The organism is Mycobacterium heckeshornense (assembly GCF_016592155.1).
Lineage (GTDB): Bacteria > Actinomycetota > Actinomycetes > Mycobacteriales > Mycobacteriaceae > Mycobacterium > Mycobacterium heckeshornense.
In genome coordinates, this window is record NZ_AP024237.1 from 4,609,454 (window position 1) to 4,629,015 (window position 19,562).

14 protein-coding genes and 3 pseudogenes are annotated in these 19,562 nt (G+C 64.3%); 11 read left to right on the plus strand and 6 right to left on the minus strand.

All coding sequences use genetic code 11. The features are described 5' to 3' along the window. Positions 1–240: 240 nt before the first annotated feature. From MHEC_RS22260 to MHEC_RS22290, 7 genes and pseudogenes are all read left to right on the plus strand, one after another. Positions 241–738, plus strand: a complete 498-nt coding sequence (locus tag MHEC_RS22260) for a hypothetical protein (RefSeq protein WP_048893881.1) — start codon at positions 241–243, stop codon at positions 736–738. A 484-nt stretch (positions 739–1,222) separates the two neighbouring features. Continuing rightward, positions 1,223–2,739, plus strand: a pseudogene (locus MHEC_RS22265) (IS1634 family transposase). 566 nt (positions 2,740–3,305) lie between these two features. After that, positions 3,306–5,193, plus strand: a pseudogene (locus tag MHEC_RS22270) (TNT domain-containing protein). Further along, positions 5,166–5,672 carry a hypothetical protein gene (locus tag MHEC_RS24585; RefSeq protein ID WP_235434994.1) on the plus strand — a complete coding sequence of 169 codons (507 nt, stop codon included), beginning with the start codon at positions 5,166–5,168 and terminating at the stop codon, positions 5,670–5,672. The pseudogene MHEC_RS22270 and the gene MHEC_RS24585 overlap by 28 nt, the downstream one beginning before the upstream one ends. Before the next feature lie 418 nt (positions 5,673–6,090). Further along, on the plus strand, positions 6,091–6,585 hold the full coding sequence (locus MHEC_RS22280) for a hypothetical protein (RefSeq protein ID WP_071700565.1): 495 nt from the start codon (positions 6,091–6,093) through the stop codon (positions 6,583–6,585). Positions 6,586–7,691: 1,106 nt separating this feature from the next. Continuing rightward, complete coding sequence (locus MHEC_RS22285) at positions 7,692–8,810, plus strand: DUF5632 domain-containing protein (RefSeq protein ID WP_142358651.1); 1,119 nt, start codon at positions 7,692–7,694, stop codon at positions 8,808–8,810. A 4-nt stretch (positions 8,811–8,814) separates the two neighbouring features. Next, positions 8,815–9,729 (plus strand): hypothetical protein, encoded by a 915-nt coding sequence (locus MHEC_RS22290; protein ID WP_071700568.1) that lies wholly within the window; start codon positions 8,815–8,817, stop codon positions 9,727–9,729. Here MHEC_RS22290 and MHEC_RS22295 read toward each other — a convergent pair. Beyond that, positions 9,726–10,358, minus strand: a complete 633-nt coding sequence (locus tag MHEC_RS22295) for a phosphatase PAP2 family protein (RefSeq protein ID WP_048893583.1) — start codon at positions 10,356–10,358, stop codon at positions 9,726–9,728. The two genes, MHEC_RS22290 and MHEC_RS22295, sit on opposite strands and share 4 nt — an antisense overlap. Before the next feature lie 234 nt (positions 10,359–10,592). On the opposite strand from MHEC_RS22295, the gene bluB reads away from it, so the two are divergent. Continuing rightward, positions 10,593–11,294 (plus strand): 5,6-dimethylbenzimidazole synthase, encoded by a 702-nt coding sequence (gene bluB, locus MHEC_RS22300; RefSeq protein ID WP_048893584.1) that lies wholly within the window; start codon positions 10,593–10,595, stop codon positions 11,292–11,294. Here bluB and MHEC_RS22305 read toward each other — a convergent pair. After that, positions 11,256–11,471 (minus strand): hypothetical protein, encoded by a 216-nt coding sequence (locus tag MHEC_RS22305; RefSeq protein WP_048893585.1) that lies wholly within the window; start codon positions 11,469–11,471, stop codon positions 11,256–11,258. The two genes, bluB and MHEC_RS22305, sit on opposite strands and share 39 nt — an antisense overlap. Positions 11,472–11,619: 148 nt before the next feature. On the opposite strand from MHEC_RS22305, the gene MHEC_RS22310 reads away from it, so the two are divergent. Together MHEC_RS22310 and stf0 are read left to right on the plus strand one after the other, a co-directional pair. Then, positions 11,620–13,044 carry a sulfatase family protein gene (locus tag MHEC_RS22310; protein WP_048893586.1) on the plus strand — a complete coding sequence of 475 codons (1,425 nt, stop codon included), beginning with the start codon at positions 11,620–11,622 and terminating at the stop codon, positions 13,042–13,044. 123 nt (positions 13,045–13,167) lie between these two features. Then, positions 13,168–13,947, plus strand: a pseudogene (gene stf0 / locus MHEC_RS22315) (trehalose 2-sulfotransferase). A gap of 11 nt (positions 13,948–13,958) precedes the next feature. Here stf0 and MHEC_RS22320 read toward each other — a convergent pair. Continuing rightward, the gene (locus tag MHEC_RS22320; protein WP_048893592.1) at positions 13,959–14,723 is read right to left on the minus strand and encodes a trans-aconitate 2-methyltransferase; all 765 of its coding nucleotides are present in this window, start codon (positions 14,721–14,723) and stop codon (positions 13,959–13,961) included. A 77-nt stretch (positions 14,724–14,800) separates the two neighbouring features. Here MHEC_RS22320 and MHEC_RS22325 point away from each other — a divergent pair, with 77 nt between their 5' ends. Next, on the plus strand, positions 14,801–15,733 hold the full coding sequence (locus MHEC_RS22325; RefSeq protein WP_048893588.1) for an amidohydrolase family protein: 933 nt from the start codon (positions 14,801–14,803) through the stop codon (positions 15,731–15,733). A gap of 7 nt (positions 15,734–15,740) precedes the next feature. Here the strand turns inward: MHEC_RS22325 and eccE are convergent, their stop codons facing one another. The 3 genes from eccE to eccD are packed head-to-tail and all read right to left on the minus strand — an operon-like array spanning position 15,741 to position 19,539. Further along, entirely contained in the window at positions 15,741–16,748 is a 1,008-nt protein-coding gene (gene eccE, locus MHEC_RS22330; RefSeq protein ID WP_082170022.1) for a type VII secretion protein EccE, read from the minus strand. Further along, positions 16,745–18,133, minus strand: a complete 1,389-nt coding sequence (gene mycP / locus MHEC_RS22335) for a type VII secretion-associated serine protease mycosin (RefSeq protein WP_048893589.1) — start codon at positions 18,131–18,133, stop codon at positions 16,745–16,747. The genes eccE and mycP overlap by 4 nt, the downstream gene beginning before the upstream one ends. Beyond that, a complete protein-coding gene (eccD, locus tag MHEC_RS22340; RefSeq protein ID WP_048893590.1) occupies positions 18,130–19,539 on the minus strand; it encodes a type VII secretion integral membrane protein EccD in 1,410 nt (469 codons plus the stop codon). The genes mycP and eccD overlap by 4 nt, the downstream gene beginning before the upstream one ends. Positions 19,540–19,562: the final 23 nt, after the last annotated feature.

Here is a 19,562-nt window from a genome sequence, read left to right on the forward strand (position 1 = left end):
CGCGAAGGTATCACGTAAGCCAGGTCCAGGCTTGCCCAAATTCAATGGCAACATTCCGGCTCTAGCACGATCGAGCTGCACTCTTGCGCCTTACCGATGCTGAATACCGGAATCGGCAGCGAGCGTTACCATAGCTTCATGCCCGATACGCCGCCCTCCTCTGGAGTCCCCCCAGGATACAGTAATCCTGGCCTTTCGGCTCCGACAACCGCATCTCCCTGGTGGGTCCCCCCGCCACCGATGTCGTTTCGCAGTCCCTCACGCTGGCCAAGCTTCGCCGCCCTAGCGATCGCGATTATCGGCCTAGGGGTGGGGATTACTGGATGGTTCCGACCACTGCCGCACGAGGTTCACGAGCAGGCCCCGACCGCACCCGCGTACAGCGATCAACAAATCGCGAACGCGAAAACGAATATATGTGCTGCTTACCACATTTCGAAAAATGAGGTGTTTGTTAACACGCACCGGTCGAACCCAGTAGAAGGCGACGAGATCGGCGCGCTAGCCGTTGCTGCCAACGGTCGACTCGCACTCTATGCCGGGGGCGATTACCTGCTAAAGCGTTTGGCGACAGAGCCCGCAACGCCGTCAAACTTGGTGGACGCGGTCAAAGCCCTTGCCAACTTGTATGAGGAAGCCGGAATCCGCACCCTTAATTACGAGCCAAATTCAGCTCTTGACCCGCTTCGCCATGAGATTGACACAGACATAGCTAAGATCGATGGGCTGTGCAAATGAGCAGTTTAGGTCCGCCAGATTGGCGAGAAATCCTTGTAGGTCACCCTGAAGCTGAATACCGGAATCGGTGATCAGCGATACCATGGCGCCGTGCCGGATACGCCTCCCGCTGGGCTTCCACCCGCATCAGGAGTGCCAGCCCACCTAGCTCCCTCCGCTGCGTGGGGTCCCCCGCCGACGATGGTGTTTAGCAGGCCGCCACGCTGGCCAACTGTCGCTACCTTCGTGATCGCGCTGATTGGTGTAGCGGTTGGCGTAGTGGGGTGGTTACGTCCGACGCCGCAGAACAGTCCACCGCCGACCCCGCCAGCGCCTACCTTCACTGAAAAAGAAGTCACCGACGCGAAGGCGGATGTTTGCGGCGCTTATAACCTGACTTGGGCCACTTTTGGAGGATCGGGGTGGTTGCGAGTCGCTGAGCTGGGGTTTTCGGTCGCGGCGGGTCGGAAGGTCTGCACTAATTGAAGTTCTTTAGTGTGCGCTGGTGGCGTATGTGCGCACGGTGAAGACGGCCTCGGGAGCAACCGCGGTGCAGATCGTGTGGTCTTCGCGGCGGGGATCGCGCCAGATTGAGCACCTCGGCTCGGCGCACAGTGAGGCCCAGCTGGAGGCGCTCAAGGCGGCTGCGGCTCAGCGCGTGGCTGCCGGTCAGCAGAGCCTGGACTTGGGACTCGAGCAGGCCGCTGCCGGCGGTGGCCGGCCGCTGGAGATCGTGGCCTCCTGTTCTGAGCACCTGTGGGAGGCGTTGTGTCATGCCTATCGGGTGCTGGGCTTTGATGCCGCCACCGATGGAGATGAGGTGTTTCGGGACCTGGTGGGCGCCCGAATCATCGAACCGACCAGCAAGGTCGATGCGCTGCGGGTGCTTTCGGAGACCGGGGTGGATTCGCCGGCCTATCGGACGGTGAAGCGGCGGCTGCCGATTTTCGCCAAACCCGAATTCCGGCAGGCACTTTCGGCTGCATGTGCAGCGCACGCTGCGTTGGGTCCGGCCAGCCTGGTGCTTTACGACGTGAGCACCCTGCACTTTGAAACCGATGCCGTTGATGGGTTTCGCGAGCCCGGGTTTTCCAAGGAACGTCGACTCGATCCACAGATCACCCTGGGTTTGTTGACCGATGCGACTGGGTTCCCGCTGACAGTGGCTGCCTTCGAGGGCAACAAGGCCGAGACCGCGACCATGTTGCCGGTGATCAACGCGTTCAAGACCGCCCACCGCTTGAGCGAGGTCACCGTGGTCGCTGATGCCGGGATGATCTCTGAAGCCAACCAGATCGCCCTGCAGGCCGCGGGGTTGTCGTTCATTCTGGGAACCCGGATCTCATTGCTGCCCAACGTGATCGCCGAATGGCGCGCCAAGCACCCGGACGAGGTCATCCCGGACGGGTTGGTGTTAACCCAGCCGTGGCCGGCCACCTCAGCGGAGAAAGCCCGCGGTATCCCGGATCGGGTCATCTACTACCAGTACCGACATGACCGGGCCCGGCGCACCCTGCGCGGCATCGACGAGCAGATCGCCAAGGCCCAGCGCGCCGTGGATGGGCATGCCCCGGTCAAGCGCAACCGCTACATCCAACTCAGCGGTGCGACCAAATCGGTCAACCGCGCCTTGGAGGCCAAGACCCGTGCGCTGGCGGCTGGAAGGGCTACACCACCAACTTGGTCGAACAACCCGCGCAGTTCGTCATCGACGCCTACCACCAGCTGTGGCGCATCGAGAAGGCCTTCCGAATGTCCAAGCATGACCTTCAAGCTCGCCCGATCTACCACCGCACTCGCGACTCGATCGAGGCGCACCTCAGCGTCGTGTTCGCCGCCATGGCTGTATCGCACTGGATCGAACGCCAAACCGGCTGGAGCATCAAGAAATTCGTCCGCACCGCACGCCGCTACCGCACCGTGCAGATTCGCGCCGGACGACAAATCCTCACCGCCGCCGACGCCCTACCCGACGACCTCGCCGAAGCACTCGCCAAGATCCGCACCGACGGTGCGCACTAATTTGGCCCAAGTCGGGTCACTGAAAAAGAAGTCACCGACGCGAAGGCGGATGTTTGCGGCGCTTATAAGACAGTGGCCGACGCAGTGAGATTAAACACCCACCGCCCCAAACCCGACGACGAAACCGGCTCACTGGCAGCAGTTGCGAACGGACGTCTCGCTCTCTACGCCGGTGGTGATTACCTCCTGGACCAGCTCGCGGCAGAGCCCGCAACTCCCGCTGACTTAGCGACTGCAGTTCAGGCACTCGCGAGAACGCTGAAGAAGTTCGGCATCGTAGCCCTCGCCGATGCGCCCGATTCCGTTCAAGATCCGCTCCGCCGAGATCTCGACTCAGATGTGGGAACAATAGATCGGTTATGCAAATGAACGCTTCAACATCTGGTGATTGGTCGGAAATTCTGGTAGGCCATCAGCGACCGAGAGGTCTGGACATCTGAGTGCCGCAACATGACCAAGCATCGCGAGAACGGCACGGTGATGGGCTTCGAGATCACCGGCCAACTTCGTCAAGCCTGAACTCCCGGTCGGCATGCCTGCGAGGGATCTGGACATTGGATCGGTAGGTGCAGCTACAACATATAGATCTCGGAAAACTCATCGCGGCGGCTGGCGGTGATCCCTGGCACGTCAATGCCAGCATTCAAAGTGGACGACCGGCCCAGATCGCCGAGCTGGGGCAAGCGTTTCATAGTGCCGGTCAGTGCACCGCCGAGGCCGACAACGCGTTTGTTGAGGCGTATCGCCGGTTCGAGGTGTCGTGGAACCGGGAGAACGGGGAGCACCCGATCAATGACTCCGCCGAAGTGCAGCGCACCATCCGATCACTGCGGGGCAAGTGGCCCAACTGCCCAAGATCGCCGTCGACCTGGAAAATATCGCCGCCACCCTCGCCGAAGCCCAACGTAGCTGCGCCACGCTGATCTCCACACTGGAGACGCAACTAACAGACATCGACCAAAAGATCGGCGCAGCGGAAGATCTCGAAACAACCAGCCACCTGTCCGCCGCGGATAAGGAGGCGGTTGATCAACTCATCGCGAGCCTCGAACACACCGCAATTGACGACACGAAATCCACACTGGCCCAACTGCAGTCGATCCGGGCCGGCTACTCGGACTATCTACAGAAGTCGCTGGCCAGCCTGCGCACCGATGGATACGACCCGGATGCGATCCACGGTGTGGATGCCGAACAGCCCAAAGATCCAGTCCCCGGAGATATTCCACCGTCTGGACTGGAGACCACCAAGCTGGCCGATATCAAACGGCTCACCAATCAGGCTGTGCTGGATCAGATGGCCAAAGTGCGCGCAGCACAAAAGGCCATCGACGATGCCGCCGCCACGGCTTACACCACAGGCCAAGGATCCCCGGAGGGACAAGCCGCGCTTGCGCGTCTGCCCCAACTCACAAAGAACCTCGCCGACGCGCTCATCGATTTGGGCAAACTGCCCGACTACAGCAACATCGATCCCAGCACCCTGCGCAGCAGCCCCGATGGCCGTTTCATCTTTGGCTACACCGTCGACGGGCAACCCGTGCAGGTCACCGGTCAGCTTAAGAATGGCACCGGCGAGATTTTCGATCAGCGCACGCAGACGTACTACACGTTCACAAACGGCAAACTCACCGGCATTCGCACGCTCGATGAGGGCCGCGCCATCCCCGACGACCAACTACTGCAAAACGCCTTCGTCACCGCCGTAGGTGCTGGCCCCACCCTTGTGGCCGGCAAAGCCGGCGCCGAGGCCGCCTGGCAAGGCCTCAAGGCACTATTCACCCGTGAAGGTCGCGCCGCCGACGCAGCCGAGTCCCGCGCCCACGCCGTCGCCCAAAGTCTCACCACCGACCACCCGCTTCACTTTTCGCCCACCACAAATTCAGAGCACCCGACCCCGTTAACCGCGAGCGAACATCCAGCAGGGCCAACCGCGCACGAGCCAGCGCAGCCCGGCGGCGGCCCGCACACCGCGCCTATACCGGGCAGCGAGGTGCCGCACCCGTTGCCCTCCGATTCGCCGCTGTTTCACGGATATCACCCGATCGAACCCGGCCCGGAATTCACCAGAGCCGACGGCAGCCTCATCTACCCCGACGACAGCCTGCCCAGCAAGCCCTACGCCATACCCAGTACCGTCATCCCCGACGCGCACCTGCCTGCAGGCACCGAGCTTGGCCGCTTCGGCTACCCCGGCGGCTCTTACCTAGCCCCCGAAGGAACCCCCTTCGCACAACTCTCCCTCCCCCGGAAAGCGCCGCCAAACCGTATTACCGATACGTCGTCAACGACCCCACAGCACTCCCACCCGGCTGGCACATCGAACAATCCCAAGCAGCCCCATGGTTTCATCAACCCGGCGGCGGCACACAATACCGAATTATTGATGAATTCGGAAACAATGGTAGCGTTGAGGAACTAGTCAGGTGGGGGCACCTGAGGAGGATCAACTGATGGTGGATTTCTCCCGCTTATCGACAAACTGGCGTCATTGGGCACCGGAGATTGGTGGGGGCAATATATCTGTCTCGACCGACTGCGAAGACTGCCAAATTTTCTTCAGCTCGGACGATTATTCAGTGCATCTCCGCACTGATGGGTCATGGTGGGTCGTGGACACGGTCAACGACCGTGGACAGCGCCGGAATGGTGCTGCCAAACTGTCAAGTTTCGATCTGACAGAGAAATATCTTATCTGGGACTGGGCAACCACCGCGCGTTCGAGCCTTGCTTCCGGGCGTCTAGGCACTGAACTCGCCAGGCGAGGATACGCAACTGGCGTCGAGGTTACTCCGGCTAACGGTGGTTACAAAATATGTTTACGTAATGATTGCGCCATACTGTCCGTGGTTAATGCGACGATTTTTAGTCATCTGATGTCAAAGTCGATCAATGAGATAGAGCAGATGGTGAGGGAGGATCTAGCTAAGTAGCTAAGAATGGCCGTCGATAAATGGGGGCTGTCAGCCTCGACTTTGCTGTAAAAGCTATCGGCACGTTCGCGTACGTACAAACCGCATCGCTTTTGCTTCAACGTGTTGGCAGGAGCGATTAATGCCATCCGGACCTTGGCCAACCCCGCTTAACAATGCGGGCCTTGAAGATTCCGCTGATGTGGCGATCTGTATTTTACCCGACTTTTACTGGCTCTTGGATCAGCATTCGCTAAATCACCAGCCTCGACTGACTGACATCACGCAGCCAGCGCAGGTGGATAGCGGAATCGGCAATCGGCGATACCATAGCCCCATGCCGGATACGACGCCCTCCTCTGGAGTCCCCCCAGGATACAGTAATCCTGGGCTTTCGGCTCCGACAACCGCATCTCCCTGGTGGGTCCCCCCGCCACCGATGTCGTTTCGCAGTCCCTCACGCTGGCCAAGCTTCGCCGCCCTAGCGATCGCGATTATCGGCCTAGGGGTGGGGATTACTGGATGGTTTCGACCACTGCCGCACGAGATTCACGAGCAGGCCCCGACCGCACCCGCGTACAGCGATCAACAAATCGCCAACGCGAAAACGGATGTTTGCGTTGCTTACAACTACGCGAAAAACGAAGTGGCGTTAAACACCCACCGACCGGATTTTGAAGGAGACCCGGTTGGCTCGCTCGCGGCGGCTACTATGAAACGCCTGTCGCTTTACGCTGCAGGAGATTATCTTCTGACCCGTCTGACAGCACAGCCCGCTACTCCCGCTGAACTAGCAGACGCTGTGCGGTCGCTTGCCAACTCATATGAACAAGCCGCGATGCGTATTCTCAACGATGAGCCTAGCGCGGCTCTAGACCCATTACGCCACGCCGTAGACAGCGATATCTCGAAGATAGATGAGTTATGCAAGTGAGCGCTTCCTCTAATGTAGATTGGACCGAAATTCTCGTGGGTCACCAGCGACCGCGGGGTTTGGAAATTATCAGTAATGTCGCATCTAGTCGGGGGGGCAACGCAGCCGCGCATAATCTATTTGCCGACCAACTAGCACAACAGCAGTTCACCTCGCTGCTCAATCAAGAAGGCATAAGTGCGAACGATATTCGAGAAGTGCACTACAACAGCGAGCAGCATCACCGTCACGTTGGAGAAATAAACGATATAATAAAATCCTCTTACCAATCCGCCTACGACTCGGGGATTGAATTAACACGCCAACTGGACAACATCGCCCAAGAAGGAAATTCCAGGATCAAACAGATCCAAAGCTCTAATGACCCGCTTCCGATTAAAATTGGCAAAATCACTGATGTCGTAGTCGAGTGCCAGACTGAGGCTAATGTCAAAGCTGCGACATACGTAGATAACGTGTTTAATGAGATTCAGAAAATCCTCGACGGGCGGGGTATGCCATCGTCGGCTCGGCAGTTTGCCAAAGACCATGGGATCGACCTCTCTGGCAGCTTCGGATCGCCGAATAAGGACGCATTGCGGGAGCAAGTGGAGACAGCGCTCAATCCATCTAGTACGCCTGGGAGTATTCAACCGTTAGGCAACCAGTCTTCGCCAACGGACGCCCCCTCTTCACCGCTGGAAGATCAAGTATCAAGCCTGGGTCTGACTCCTCCAACAACCCTGCCACCCAATGCCACCACCGCTCCACCCGCAACTCCACCAACAAGCTTTGGGGCAGCGCAGCCGCCCACACCACCATCCTCGGCCGCCGCAGGATACACAACCCCACCCACGAACTTTGGAGCAGCACCGCCGCCGACATTGCCAACGGCCGCACCTGCCGTTCCCGCTTCCCCGCCCGCTAGCCCAGTCAGGCCGTCGATCCCCGCCACGAATGCCGCCCCACCCGTCTCCGCACTCAGCATGCCGGGCATGCCGTCGGCGCCGTCGGCGTCGCCCCCAGCTGCGCCGACTGGATTGACGCCGAACGGTTTGTTGCAAAGTTTTGACCAGGGGCTACAGATGGGCGCACCGATGTCGGCGGCGGCAAACGCGGTGCCGCCCATGACTCCGGCGGAGCCGCAAATACCGAACCCGCCCGCAGCACCGGCTGTCGCGTCGACGTCACCGGCGAGTGCTCATGTTCCGGTATTCGATACCCCGCATACACCGGCCGCCGATGTCGCACCCCCAGCGCCGACCACCCACACTCCGACAAGCGAAGCGGGAACGACCTACGTGGCCGGGCCCGCCCCGACAGCGAACCCGTCCGCTGCGGCGGCACCGGCCGGCCCGTTGCCGGCCTACGGCGCCGACATCAGGCCCGCTGCACCGACGGCTGCTGCACCTGCAACCGCGCCGGCGGCTCCACCCCCGGCAGCTGCGGCGTCGGCGCCGGTCACTCCCTCAAGCGGTGCTGGCGGCATCGGCCAGCCTGCGGTCGTGCGTCGACCTGACGCCGTGCCCCCACCGTCACCAACACCGATGGGAATGGGCGAGCAGACGGCCGTCGCCACCGCTGGTGGCGCCAGCGCCGGAGTCGCCTCCGCGGCGGCGACGGCCCGGGCCCGGCTGCAGCAGCTTGTCGACTTCGTCGCCCGCCAAGAGCCGCGGCTGAATTGGGCCGCCGGAGACCGGCCCGACGGCACCACCGTCTTGGTGACCGACCTTGCCAGCGGTTGGATTCCGCCGGGCATCGACATCCCGGTCGGTGTGCAGCTGCGTGATCCGGCCAAGCGTCGCGGTGACCTGGAAGCACTTCTCGGTGAGGTGACAATCACCGTCAGCTACACCCGTCTTCATCACGTGCCTCCGGCAGACGATGACGAGCCGGTCCCGACTTCGCCCCGAGCCCGCCAGGTACCTGCGATCGAAGAACTCGGCTGGGAGCTGGGGCAGGCCACCAATTGGCGCGACGGCTTACCGCGGCTGGCGCACACCCTGGCCAAGGCCGCCTCGCGAGGAACCGGGGTGCTCGACACTGAAATCGAGACGCTTCGCGAGCTGCTGACCGACGCCCGCGATCGAGTCCTTGACTCGTATCCAGACGATGTCGACGCCGCCGCTGTGGGAAACTGGCAGTTGCTTGCGTCGATCAACGCACTCGTTGAGGGTGACAAGACCGGGGCCAATTACCACTTCGCCTGGTTCCAGGCGCTGAGCCAAGTGACAACAGGAGGGTGAGGTAATGCCACCAGACCTCCGGATAATTATTGAAGAATTGGCGGGCGCGTTAGGGCTTCCGCCGCCGCCCATGAGCACGTCCGATCCGGTAGTCCCTGGCGGCGTTCCCTTCGACCAAGCTCTTGCGGCGCTAGGCCTGGCCGCAAACAGCGGCGACCCCGCCGACAATGCGGAGAGCCAGAAGAATCAGACCGAACGCGAGGCCAAGGTCACCGACGCGCTGACGAAATTTCCCGCCAATGAGGAGCAGTCGGCACAGATGCTTCAGCAAATCCCGCAGATGGCTTCCGGGCTTGCAGGCGGAATCGCTGGTGCCCTCGGCGGTGCGCTCCAACCCATGACCCAGATTCCCCAACAGGTGGCCCAGGCCGGTATGCAGGCCATGCAAGCCGGAATGGGCGCGTTCCAACACGGAGCCGGCAGCGGTGCCGCGGCGGCGGAGGCGATCCCCGGCGAGCTGCTCGGCGCGGGCGGCGGCGCTGGCGGTGGCGCGGCCGAATTAGCCGGGGCAGGAGGTGGCGGCGCTGGAGGCCTGGGCGGCACCACACCGGCCGCGATGCTCGGGCCGCCACCGGCTCCATCGGCCGGTACGGTCCCGATGTCGTCGCCAACCACGCCGCCGGCACCGTCGACCGCACCCGAGCAGACCACGGCTCCCAGGGGCGGGATGGCGGGCATGCCGATGGTGCCCCCAGGTGCGATGCACGGCGGCGACGGAACAAACAAAGATGCCAAGGCCGACACCAAGCGTGTCGTTCCCCCGTCGGTGAAAAACGGCGCCCCGGTACAGGGACGCGTTACCGCTCCCCCGACCGTACCGGACGTGGTAAAGCGCTTGGAGGGCAAGCCGGTTACGACCCGTCGCATACTTGCGCCCGACCAGAAATCTGACGAAAACAGCGCTGACCCAGAACGCTAGTTTCTACGCAACGGTCGAAAAGCCAAGAAACACAGCAGAAAATACACATATCCCAACGCCCAGCCGGCCAGCACGTCGGAGACGTGATGCGCATTCAACGCAACACGGCCGAACCCGACCGCTGCGATTATCAACGCGCTCAACGCAACCGTAACCACGCGCATCCAATGGCTCAGTACTGGCACCAATACGATCAGCAACGCCAGCACGCAAACCATGACGCCCAGGGCATGCCCTGAGGGAAACGACCAAGAAGATGCGTTCGACAGCGTCGTCACCGGCCGCGGCCGATGCGCCGCAAGCTTGGCGATCTCGGTGATCAGCCCGCTGCATTCCATGGTGGCCACCAAGAACAGCGCTACCCGCAGCCGGTGCTTGGCTAGCGCAACCACCACAGCCACCGCGCCCAATAGCCGAAACGCGTTCGGGCCGAACACCGTGCACACGCTGTCCCAAAACCGTATCCACACCGGGTGCTTGAGGCCGACGTCGTAGAAAACCTGTAACGACGAGCGGTCCAGCCAGGCCAGCCAGCCCCATCGACAGTGAAACCCCAGCCACATCAACGCATACACCACTACTGCAAGCACCGCAGCAACAGGCGCCACGACGGTCTGGACCGAACGCATGCCTACATCCCTACCAGCGAAAGCGATCCTCACGAGCGCATCAGCGCAAAGCACATAGCCGCCGCGCCCGAGGCCGTGCTGGGTGACGGCAGTCGTTGTTCGACTCGGTCCCATGACTCGGTCCGATCCGGGCGGCAGCGGTGACGGCGGTGCCGTCGGCCGTACGAGACGGCTCACCGAAGACGCACCGCACAACGTCATCGGTGGGCGACGGGTCGTTTCTACGATGGCTGCATGACCGGCCACGCGTTTAGCCCGCAGGAACGCGCCGCCGTGTACCGGGTCATCTTCGAGCGGCGGGACATGCGCCGATTCCTGCCCGGCAGCATGATCCCCGACGACGTGTTGCAGCGACTGCTGCGGGCCGCGCACGCTGCGCCCAGCGTGGGCCTGATGCAGCCGTGGCGGTTCATCCGCATCACCGACGACGCGCTGCGGCGGCGCATCCACGCGATCGTCGACGAGGAGCGCCAGCTCACCGCACAAGCGCTGGGAACACGCGCCCAAGAATTTCTGCGGCTCAAAGTGGAGGGCATCCTCGACTGCGCCGAGTTGCTGGTGGTGGCGCTGTGCGACGGGAGGGACGCCTACGTGTTCGGGCGGCGCACGCTGCCGCAGATGGACCTGGCGTCGGTGTCATGCGCCATCCAAAATTTGTGGCTCTCGGCCCGGTCGGAGGGGCTTGGCATGGGCTGGGTGTCGCTGTTCGATCCCCGGCGGCTGGCCGCCCTGCTGTCCATGCCCGACGACGCCGAACCAGTGGCGATCCTGTGCCTCGGGCCGGTGCCCGACTTTCCCGATCGACCGGCGCTCGAGTTGGACGGCTGGGCCTTCGGCCGCCCCTTAGCAGAGTTCGTTTCGGAAAACGGCTGGAGCAGCTCGCCGCAGCCGGCCGTGTTACCCGACGGACTCGGCGGCGTCGACCGCAGCCGCTAGCGGGGGCTGGCTGGCGGCCTCGACGGAGATCCATGCCGTGGGCGCGAAGTGCATCGTGACGGCGGGACGCAGGGGCTGGTTTCGCACCACGGTGAGCACACCGTTACCCCCGATGGCGAATTCGCCGTCAACAGTCATCGACTCGCCGCTGGCCAGGTGCACGACAAACGATGCCACAGGCAGAACTCCTTTCTGTGCTGCGATTCGACCACAACGGGCGCTCGACCCACCACCGGTTGGTCGGCGCACCGGGCCGATCAGCTGTGCTCGTGCATAAAAATCACGACCGGAAAAAGGGGGGCACAGCAAGCCCCAAGGTGCCCCGATGCAAGCTAGGGACGTGACGGCAATCAGCGAGCGCGATGCGAGGCAGCCCGGACGCGACAACGTGCTGCTCGTGCATTGGCATGACCTGGGACGCTATCTCGGCGTATATGGCCACACCGACGTGTCCAGTCCGCGGCTGGACAAGCTGGCCAACGAGGGAATCCTGTTTACCCGAGCACACGCCACCGCCCCGCTGTGCTCGCCGTCGCGTGGCTCGCTGTTCACCGGGCGCTACCCGCACAGCAATGGGCTGCTCGGTCTGGCCCACCACGGCTGGGAGTACCGCTCCGGTGTCCGCACACTTCCGCAGATTCTGTCCGAATTTGGCTGGTACTCAGCACTTTTCGGGATGCAGCACGAGACGTCGTATCCGACCCGGCTGGGCTTCGATGAGTTCGACGTGTCGAATTCGTATTGCGACTACGTCGTCGACAAGACGCAAGCGTGGCTGCGCCACCACGACGGCGGCCAGCCGTTCCTGTTAACCGCCGGGTTCTTCGAAACCCACCGCCCCTACCCGCACGACCGCTACCAACCGGCCGACGCCGCCGCGGTCAGGCCGCCCGACTACCTGCCCGACACGCCGGAGGTTCGCCAGGATCTCGCCGATTTCTACGGGTCCATCGCCACCGCGGACGCCGCCGTCGGCCAGCTGCTGGATACGCTCGCCGCCACCGGTCTGGACACCAACACGTGGGTGGTGTTTTTCACCGACCACGGTCCGGCCTTCCCGCGCGCGAAATCCACCCTGTATGACGCCGGAACGGGCATTGCGATGATCATCCGACCACCCGCCCGGCTTGGGCTGGCGCCGCGTGTCTACGACGAGCTGTTCAGCGGTGTCGACCTGGTCCCCACGCTGCTCGAACTACTCGGTCTCGCCGTGCCGAGCGACGTCGACGGGGTGTCACACGCGCAAAACCTTGTCGCTTCCCACCCGCACCCCACTCCGGCGCGGGACCACGTGTACACCATGAAGACCTACCACGACTCGTTCGATCCCATCCGCGCCATCCGTACAAAGGAATACAGCTACATCGAGAACTACGCGCGGCGTCCACTGCTGGACCTGCCCTGGGACATCGAAGAGAGCCCGTCCGGGAAAGTCGTCGCGCCGTTGGTGACGGTGCCACGACCGGAACGCGAACTCTACGATCTGCGTACCGATCCCGGTGAGGCCAATAACCTGCTCACCGACGCCAATCCCGATGGCGCCCAGGCGATTGCCGACGATTTGGCGGTGCGCCTGAATGACTGGCGGCAGCGGACCGGTGATGTCATCCCGTCGGAATTCGCCGGAACACGGATTTCAGAGCGCTACACCCAGACCTATCTGCAGATCCACCACCGGGCACCGACCAGCCGCTCGGCAATCGCCGCCGACCGCGGCATCGAGGAAGAGGTCAAACACGCCGAGGACTAGGTTGGCAGGGCGGGCCGGGGGTAGTCGTCAAGCCAGCCGCACCCGCTGGCCCGGCACCGATGCACCACCGGGCGTATCGGGCATTACGCTCACGTCGTGGCCGTGACTTCGAAGTCGTATCTGGTGCTGGCTACCCAGCGCAGCGGCAGCACGTTGCTGGTCGAATCGCTGCGCGCAACCGGTAGCGCCGGCGAGCCGCAGGAGTTCTTTCAGTACCTACCGAGCACCGGCATGGCACCCCAACCGCGAGACTGGTTTGCCGGCGTCGACGACGAGTCGATCCTGCGGCTGCTCGACCCACTCAAGCCCGGCACACCTGACATGTCAACCCCGGTTGCCTGGCGCGAACACATCCGCAGTTCGGGCCGCACCCCCAACGGGGTATGGGGGGGGGCAAGCTGATGTGGAATCAGACCCCCCCTGCTGCTGCAGCGCGCGGCGGGGCTTCCCGACCGCTCCGGTGACGGGCTGCGTTCGGCCATTCGCGACGTAATCGGCGGCGAGCCGGTGTTCGTGCACGTCTATCGACCCGACGTGGTCTCGCAGGCGGTCTCGTTCTGGCGCGCGGTGCAAACCCAGGTGTGGCGGGGTCGCGGCGATCCCGAGCGTGACAAGCGAGCCGAATACCACGCCGGCGCCATCGCCCATATCGTCACAATGCTGCGCGATCAGGAGAAGGGCTGGCGCACCTGGTTCGCCGAGGAGAACATCACCCCGATCGAGGTGGCGTATCCGGTGCTCTGGCGCAACCTGAGCGCGATCGTCGGCACCGTGCTGGAGGCGCTGGGCCTTGATCCGCGGCTGGCGCCCGAGCCCGTGCTGGAACGTCAAGCCGACCAGCGCTCGGATGAATGGGTAGACCGCTACCGTCAGGAAGCGCAGCAAAAAGGGCTTCCCCTGTAAGCGCTGGGCGGTCAGTTTACTTGGGCGACGACGAACACCCGCCGGAATGGAAAGAACGTGGTGCCATCGCGGCGAGTGGGATAGGCGTCGGCGAGCAGTGGGATGAGCTCGCTGCGAAAGTGTTGCCATTCTTCATCGCTGAGCCGTTCGCGAACCGGCAGCAGCGCGGTGCCGGTGATCCAGTCCAGCACCGGGTGTTCGCCGGTCAGCTGGTGCAAGTAGGTGGTTTCCCAGGCGTCGACCGTGCACCCGGCGTCGATGAGCTGCTCGGCGTAATAGGCCGGCGCGTGGGTGACCGCCCCGACCCGGAATGGGATGTCGCGCAACGCTTTCGCGAAGGGCTCGCGGCGGGCGACCGCACGTACCGCGGCGTGCGACGGCGACTCGAAATTGCCCGGCATCTGAACGGCGATCCACGAGCCGGAGCCCAGCTGGCTGGCCCAGCGAACCATCAGCTCGGCGTGCTCGGGCACCCATTGCATCGCCGAGTTGCTCACCACCACGTCGGTGTCGTGCCGCGGCTTCCAGTCCCGCAGGTCGCCGACGGTGGCGTCAACCCCCCGCTCGCGGGCCGCGGCCACCATCTCCGGGGAGCTGTCCAGCGCCTCGATCACCGCGTCGGGCCAGCGCCGCGCCAGCTCCAAAGTCAGGTTGCCCGGCCCGCAGCCAAGATCGACGACCCGGCGCGGCCGTTCGGCGCCGACGCGGACGAGCAGGTCGTAAAACGGGCGGGCGCGCTGATCCGCGAAGACCAGGTAGATGTCGGGATCCCACATGTCGGCCCTCCTGATCAACACCGCCACGCGCCGGCTGATATAGACAAACCGTATTACCGGATACTTACCAAGCGAGGATGACCGATGCCCCGCCACCATCGACAACCGGGTGCCGCGCCGTGCTAACCGACGAGACCACCCAGGTGCGGCAGATTTGGTCGACGCTGGGACTGCGCGGGGTGATCGATGTGCACACCCATTTCATGCCCAAATCAGTGCTGGACAAGGTGTGGCACTACTTCGACTCGGCCGGTCCGCTGGTCGGGCGTACCTGGCCAATTACATATCGTGACAACGAGTCTCAGCGAGTAAACACGTTACGGCAGTTCGGGGTGCGGCGGTTCACCGCGCTGGTGTACCCGCACAAGCCGCGAATGGCGGCATGGCTGAACCAGTGGTCCGCCCGGTTCGCCCGTTACACGCCGGATTGTCTTGCCACTGCGACATTTTACCCCGAACCCGACGCCGCCGAGTATGTCGAGGAAGCCATCCGTGGCGGCGCCCAGATTTTCAAGGCGCACATCCAGGTCGGCCGCTATGACCCGAATGATCCACTGCTTGATTGGGTTTGGGGAACCATCGAAGACGCTGGCTTACCGGTCGTCATCCACTGCGGATCAGGCCCGACGCCAGGTGAACACACCGGGCCCGAGCCGATCGAGCGCCTGCTGCACCGTTACCCGCGACTGCGGTTAATCATCGCACACATGGGAATGCCCGAGTACGCCGAGTTTTTCGACATCTGCGAGCGCCATCCAGAGGTGAGGCTGGACACCACGATGGTCTTCACTTCGTTCGCCGAAGAAACCATGCCGTTCCCGTGGTCTGAGCGGCACCGGTTGCGCCAACTCGGTGACCGAATTCTGTTCGGCAGCGACTTTCCCAACATTCCCTACGGCTACCTGGAGGCAATGCGCTCACTCACCCGGCTCCCGGGTATCGACGACGCCTGGTTGCGCGGCGTGTTCTACGAGAACGCCGCGCGGCTGTTCGACGGGCTCGCGCAGTAGCTCAGCGTCACACCGCGGCCGCGTGCCGTGGCCTCGACGGCGCGGGACCCGCGACACTGGGCCAGCGCAACCGTTCCAGCAGACTCGCGGGCAGCTCGGTGTGTCCGTCGAGCCGGCGCGTCGACAACGGGTCCAGTGCCGTCAGCGCCGGCCAGTGGTTTCCGTTCTGCGGGGTCAGCCCGGGCAGAGGTGCGCTACCGCTGGGCCGGCCCTCGGTGCGGAACGCACATGCCACCGCCACCGTGGTCCGCTCTTCGGTGCCGCTGATCTCCAACGACGTCCAAGTCTCGCGCGCGACGTGCGATCGGATAGCTGCGAGCATGTCGGGCAGCGCCGAATCGACGTTAACCTGGTATGCCGCAACGTACTCCGTGCGCTGGTCGCGGACACCCCGCCAGGTCTCCCGTGCAGATCGATTAAATAGCGGCGGAATATCTTGGGCTCCAACAGTACTGGCACTCCAGCCCAACTCACGCAAATGGTCGGCAAGTCGGCGCACTGCGACCTCGGTGGTCTTCAGTAGCGGAATTTGCGGTGACCGCGCCTGCAGTGCCGCTAGGTTCGCCACGGCCGAAACTGTCATGCCGATCCAGGTGTCCCGCTGCAGCACCCCGGTGTCCGACCCGGTGTCGCGGCTGGTGATACGCACCGCATCGGCGCGAATGCCGTAGCGGTCCAGGTATCGCGTGATCAGCGGAAGCGGAAGCACGTCAACGGTTTCCGCCGACGGCCTGACATGCAGCAGCGCGGTGGCCCGCACATCGATGCCTGGATCCCGGGCTCGCCGCAGCCCGCTGTTGCGACTGCTCATTGCCATCCGGCGGCGCAGGATCGTGGTGGCGTAAAGCCCGCGCCACCGGCCCAGAAGCAGAATCGCCACCGCGGCGCCGATGCCCAGCACCCAACGGTCACGCATCGATTGCCACGGATACGCCATCGCGGCGGGCACGGCGGCCAGCAACAGCAGCGTCACCCGTCCGGTTCCCGGCCAGAGGGAGGATCGGCGCAGGCTCACGGGGTGGGCTCCTTTCGTCGGTGCGCGGCAATCGCAGCGACGACCACGACGACCAGCGCGAGTACCGCGGTGCCGGTGAAGGCGACGACTCGCGGTGTGGGATCCTTGGGTGCCGGTTCGGACGGGGCGGCAAGCTGTTTGACCGCCGGTGCGTGCGAGTCACCGCTCGCCGGCAGCTCCCACGTCAGGGCGGCGACCGGGTCGACGGTGCCGGCGCCGACGAGGTTGGAGGGCGCTCGGGCCGCGTTGTGCGCGGTCGCGGTGATGCGCTGCACGACCTGGGCGGCGGTCAGTTGCGGGTACTTGCTGCGGACCAGTGCCGCGACGCCCGCCACGTAGCCGGCCGCGTAGCTGGTGCCGTTGAGCGGAACCAACTGCTGCTTGTCGTTGGGCAGCGCGTTGGCCAGGCCACCGTCATCGCGATTGCTGACCGACACGATGTTCTCACCGGGCGCGGCGATACCCACCCACGGCCCGACCATGGTGAATTTCGACGGTTGCGCCTCGGGCGTAAGCGAGGCCACCGACAGCACGTAGGGCTGCCACCACGACGGAATGGAAACCGAGGTGACACCCGACCAGTTACGCGGATCGTCGGGGCGGCTCAGGTCGGTGAGCGGGTTGGATTCGCAAGGGGTTGCCCCGCCGAACGAACCCGTGGTTCCGGTGTTGCCGGCGGCGGCCACGATCACCGCGTCCTTGTCCACCGCCGCATACCGGATCGCCGCCCCCAGCTCCGCCTGGTTGACGCCGCGATCAGCTGGCAGGCAAGTGACCGTCGAGATGTTGATCACCCGGGCGCCGCGGTCGGCGGCATGCACGATCGCCCGGGCCAACGCGGCCACATCGGCCGAGGCCTGGGCCAGCATCGGGTCGCCGCCAGCAATCTTCGGCATGAACTTGCCGGAGGCGGCTCGCAGCGACAGCACCTGCGCGGCCGGTGCCACACCGGAGAACCCGTCGTCGCCCGGCTGGCCGGCAACCAGGCCGGCGACCAGCGTTCCGTGGCCGTCGCAGTCGGTCAGCCCGTCGGTCGTTTCCACGTAGTCACCGCCGGGAACGACGTTGGGCAGCCGCGGCCCCGGCCGCACACCGGTGTCGATTATGGCCACCAGCTGGCCTTCGCCACGGGAAAGCCGCCATGCCGCAGGCAAATTCAGCATCACCTGGTTCGGGGTCGTGACGCCGGGGTCGGTGCCCGGCATGACGGCGGAGCTGCTGCATTCAGCACGCCGCTCCACCGGCTGCACCGGCCCGGGGGCGCCGCTGGGCGGCTTGACACCGGGGTCGACGACCGGGGGGCTGATCGCCAGCGCCGGGGCGCAGCTCCACATCACGGCGGTAGTGAAAACCGCAGCAGCACAACCCAAACGGGTCACTGTCATCGATTGAGCACCCAGCTGAAGAGGCCGACCAGGTAGGCCATGACCGGTATCAGCGAGCCGTCGAGCCCTGCCGCGGCAAACGCCAGCAACCGGCGCAGCGGCAGCGAATAGCTATCCGGTGAGGCGATTCGCGGATTCAGCGCGACCACCACCCACACCAACACCAGCGCGGCAAGTGCCGCGGCCGCGCCCAACGCCGGCACATAGCGTCCGGTTGCCGTGTAGAGCACCAGCAGGGCCAGGGCGACCAGATATGGCTCGGCCAGCAGCCAGGCCTTGCAGGCGGCCGAATCCCATATCCGTGCCCGCAGCGCGGCGGCCGCGGCGGTAGCGGCGACGACATACCAGCCCACTACCGGCACCGCTTCCGGTCGCACCGCGATTGCCACCGAGCCAAGCACGCTGAGCAGCACGGCGGCGGCGATGAAGCCGTTCTGGTGGGCGTCGCTGACGCGCACCCGCCGCGGCAGGTCTTGCAGGACCTGCGATGACGGCGCCGACGGAGTGGGGTCTCCGGGCGCGGGAATGACGGGCAACGGGAACCGCGCACATAGCGCTGACAATTGGGCGGCTTCGATGGTGACCAGCAGTGCCGCCACGATCAGGCCGCAGCCGATACTCAATAACGGTAACTGCCAAAGCAATTCGGCCCCGGCTGCCAGCAGAACCGCTATGCCCAACACCGCAGTTGCGGTGAAGAACGCGATGGCGGGCTCACGCTCACGGGTGGGAAGGATCAGGCTGATCAACGACCACGCGGCGACGCCCGCGCCGCCCAGCATCACCTGTGCGGGCCCGAATTCGCCGGGCACCGCCAAACTGAGGGCGGCGGCAATCGGCGCCAGCGCGGCGATTGACACGGCGACGCCGGTTCGCGGTGACCGCGCCCTGCCCACCAGCCCGGCCAGCGCGGCGAGCACCGCGATCGCACCAACGGCGACCAGCCCCACGGGCGCCTTGGTGACGACGTGGTGGGTGGCCGCCAGGCCGGTGCCCGCGAGCACCGCACCGATGACGGCGGTCAGCGCCCCGCGCCGGATATGGGCGATGCCCCACGGCTTGAACCGCGAAGCGGAAAAGATCACCGCGGCGTCGGCGACGTCTTCGACGATGCCCGGTGCGGCCGGCCCGGAAGACAGCGGCTGCAGCGCCAGCAGATCGCCGTCGACAACCCCTACCGTGTCCAAGCTGGCATCCAGGCTGAATGGCGCCCCGCCGATCGGGGCAAGGCTCAGCCGCGCCGGTGTCGTCGACACCTCGGAGTCGGTGTCACCGTCTGGAGCCACCAACCGCTGGACCGCGGGCAGGATTTCGCGCAACGGCAGTTCCGCAGGCAATGCCATTTCCGTCAGCCGGCTTTCGGCAAGGATGGCGACCCGCACGATTGGCATCACGGCGCTAGACATACGGGGGCCTCAAGAGTTGGTGG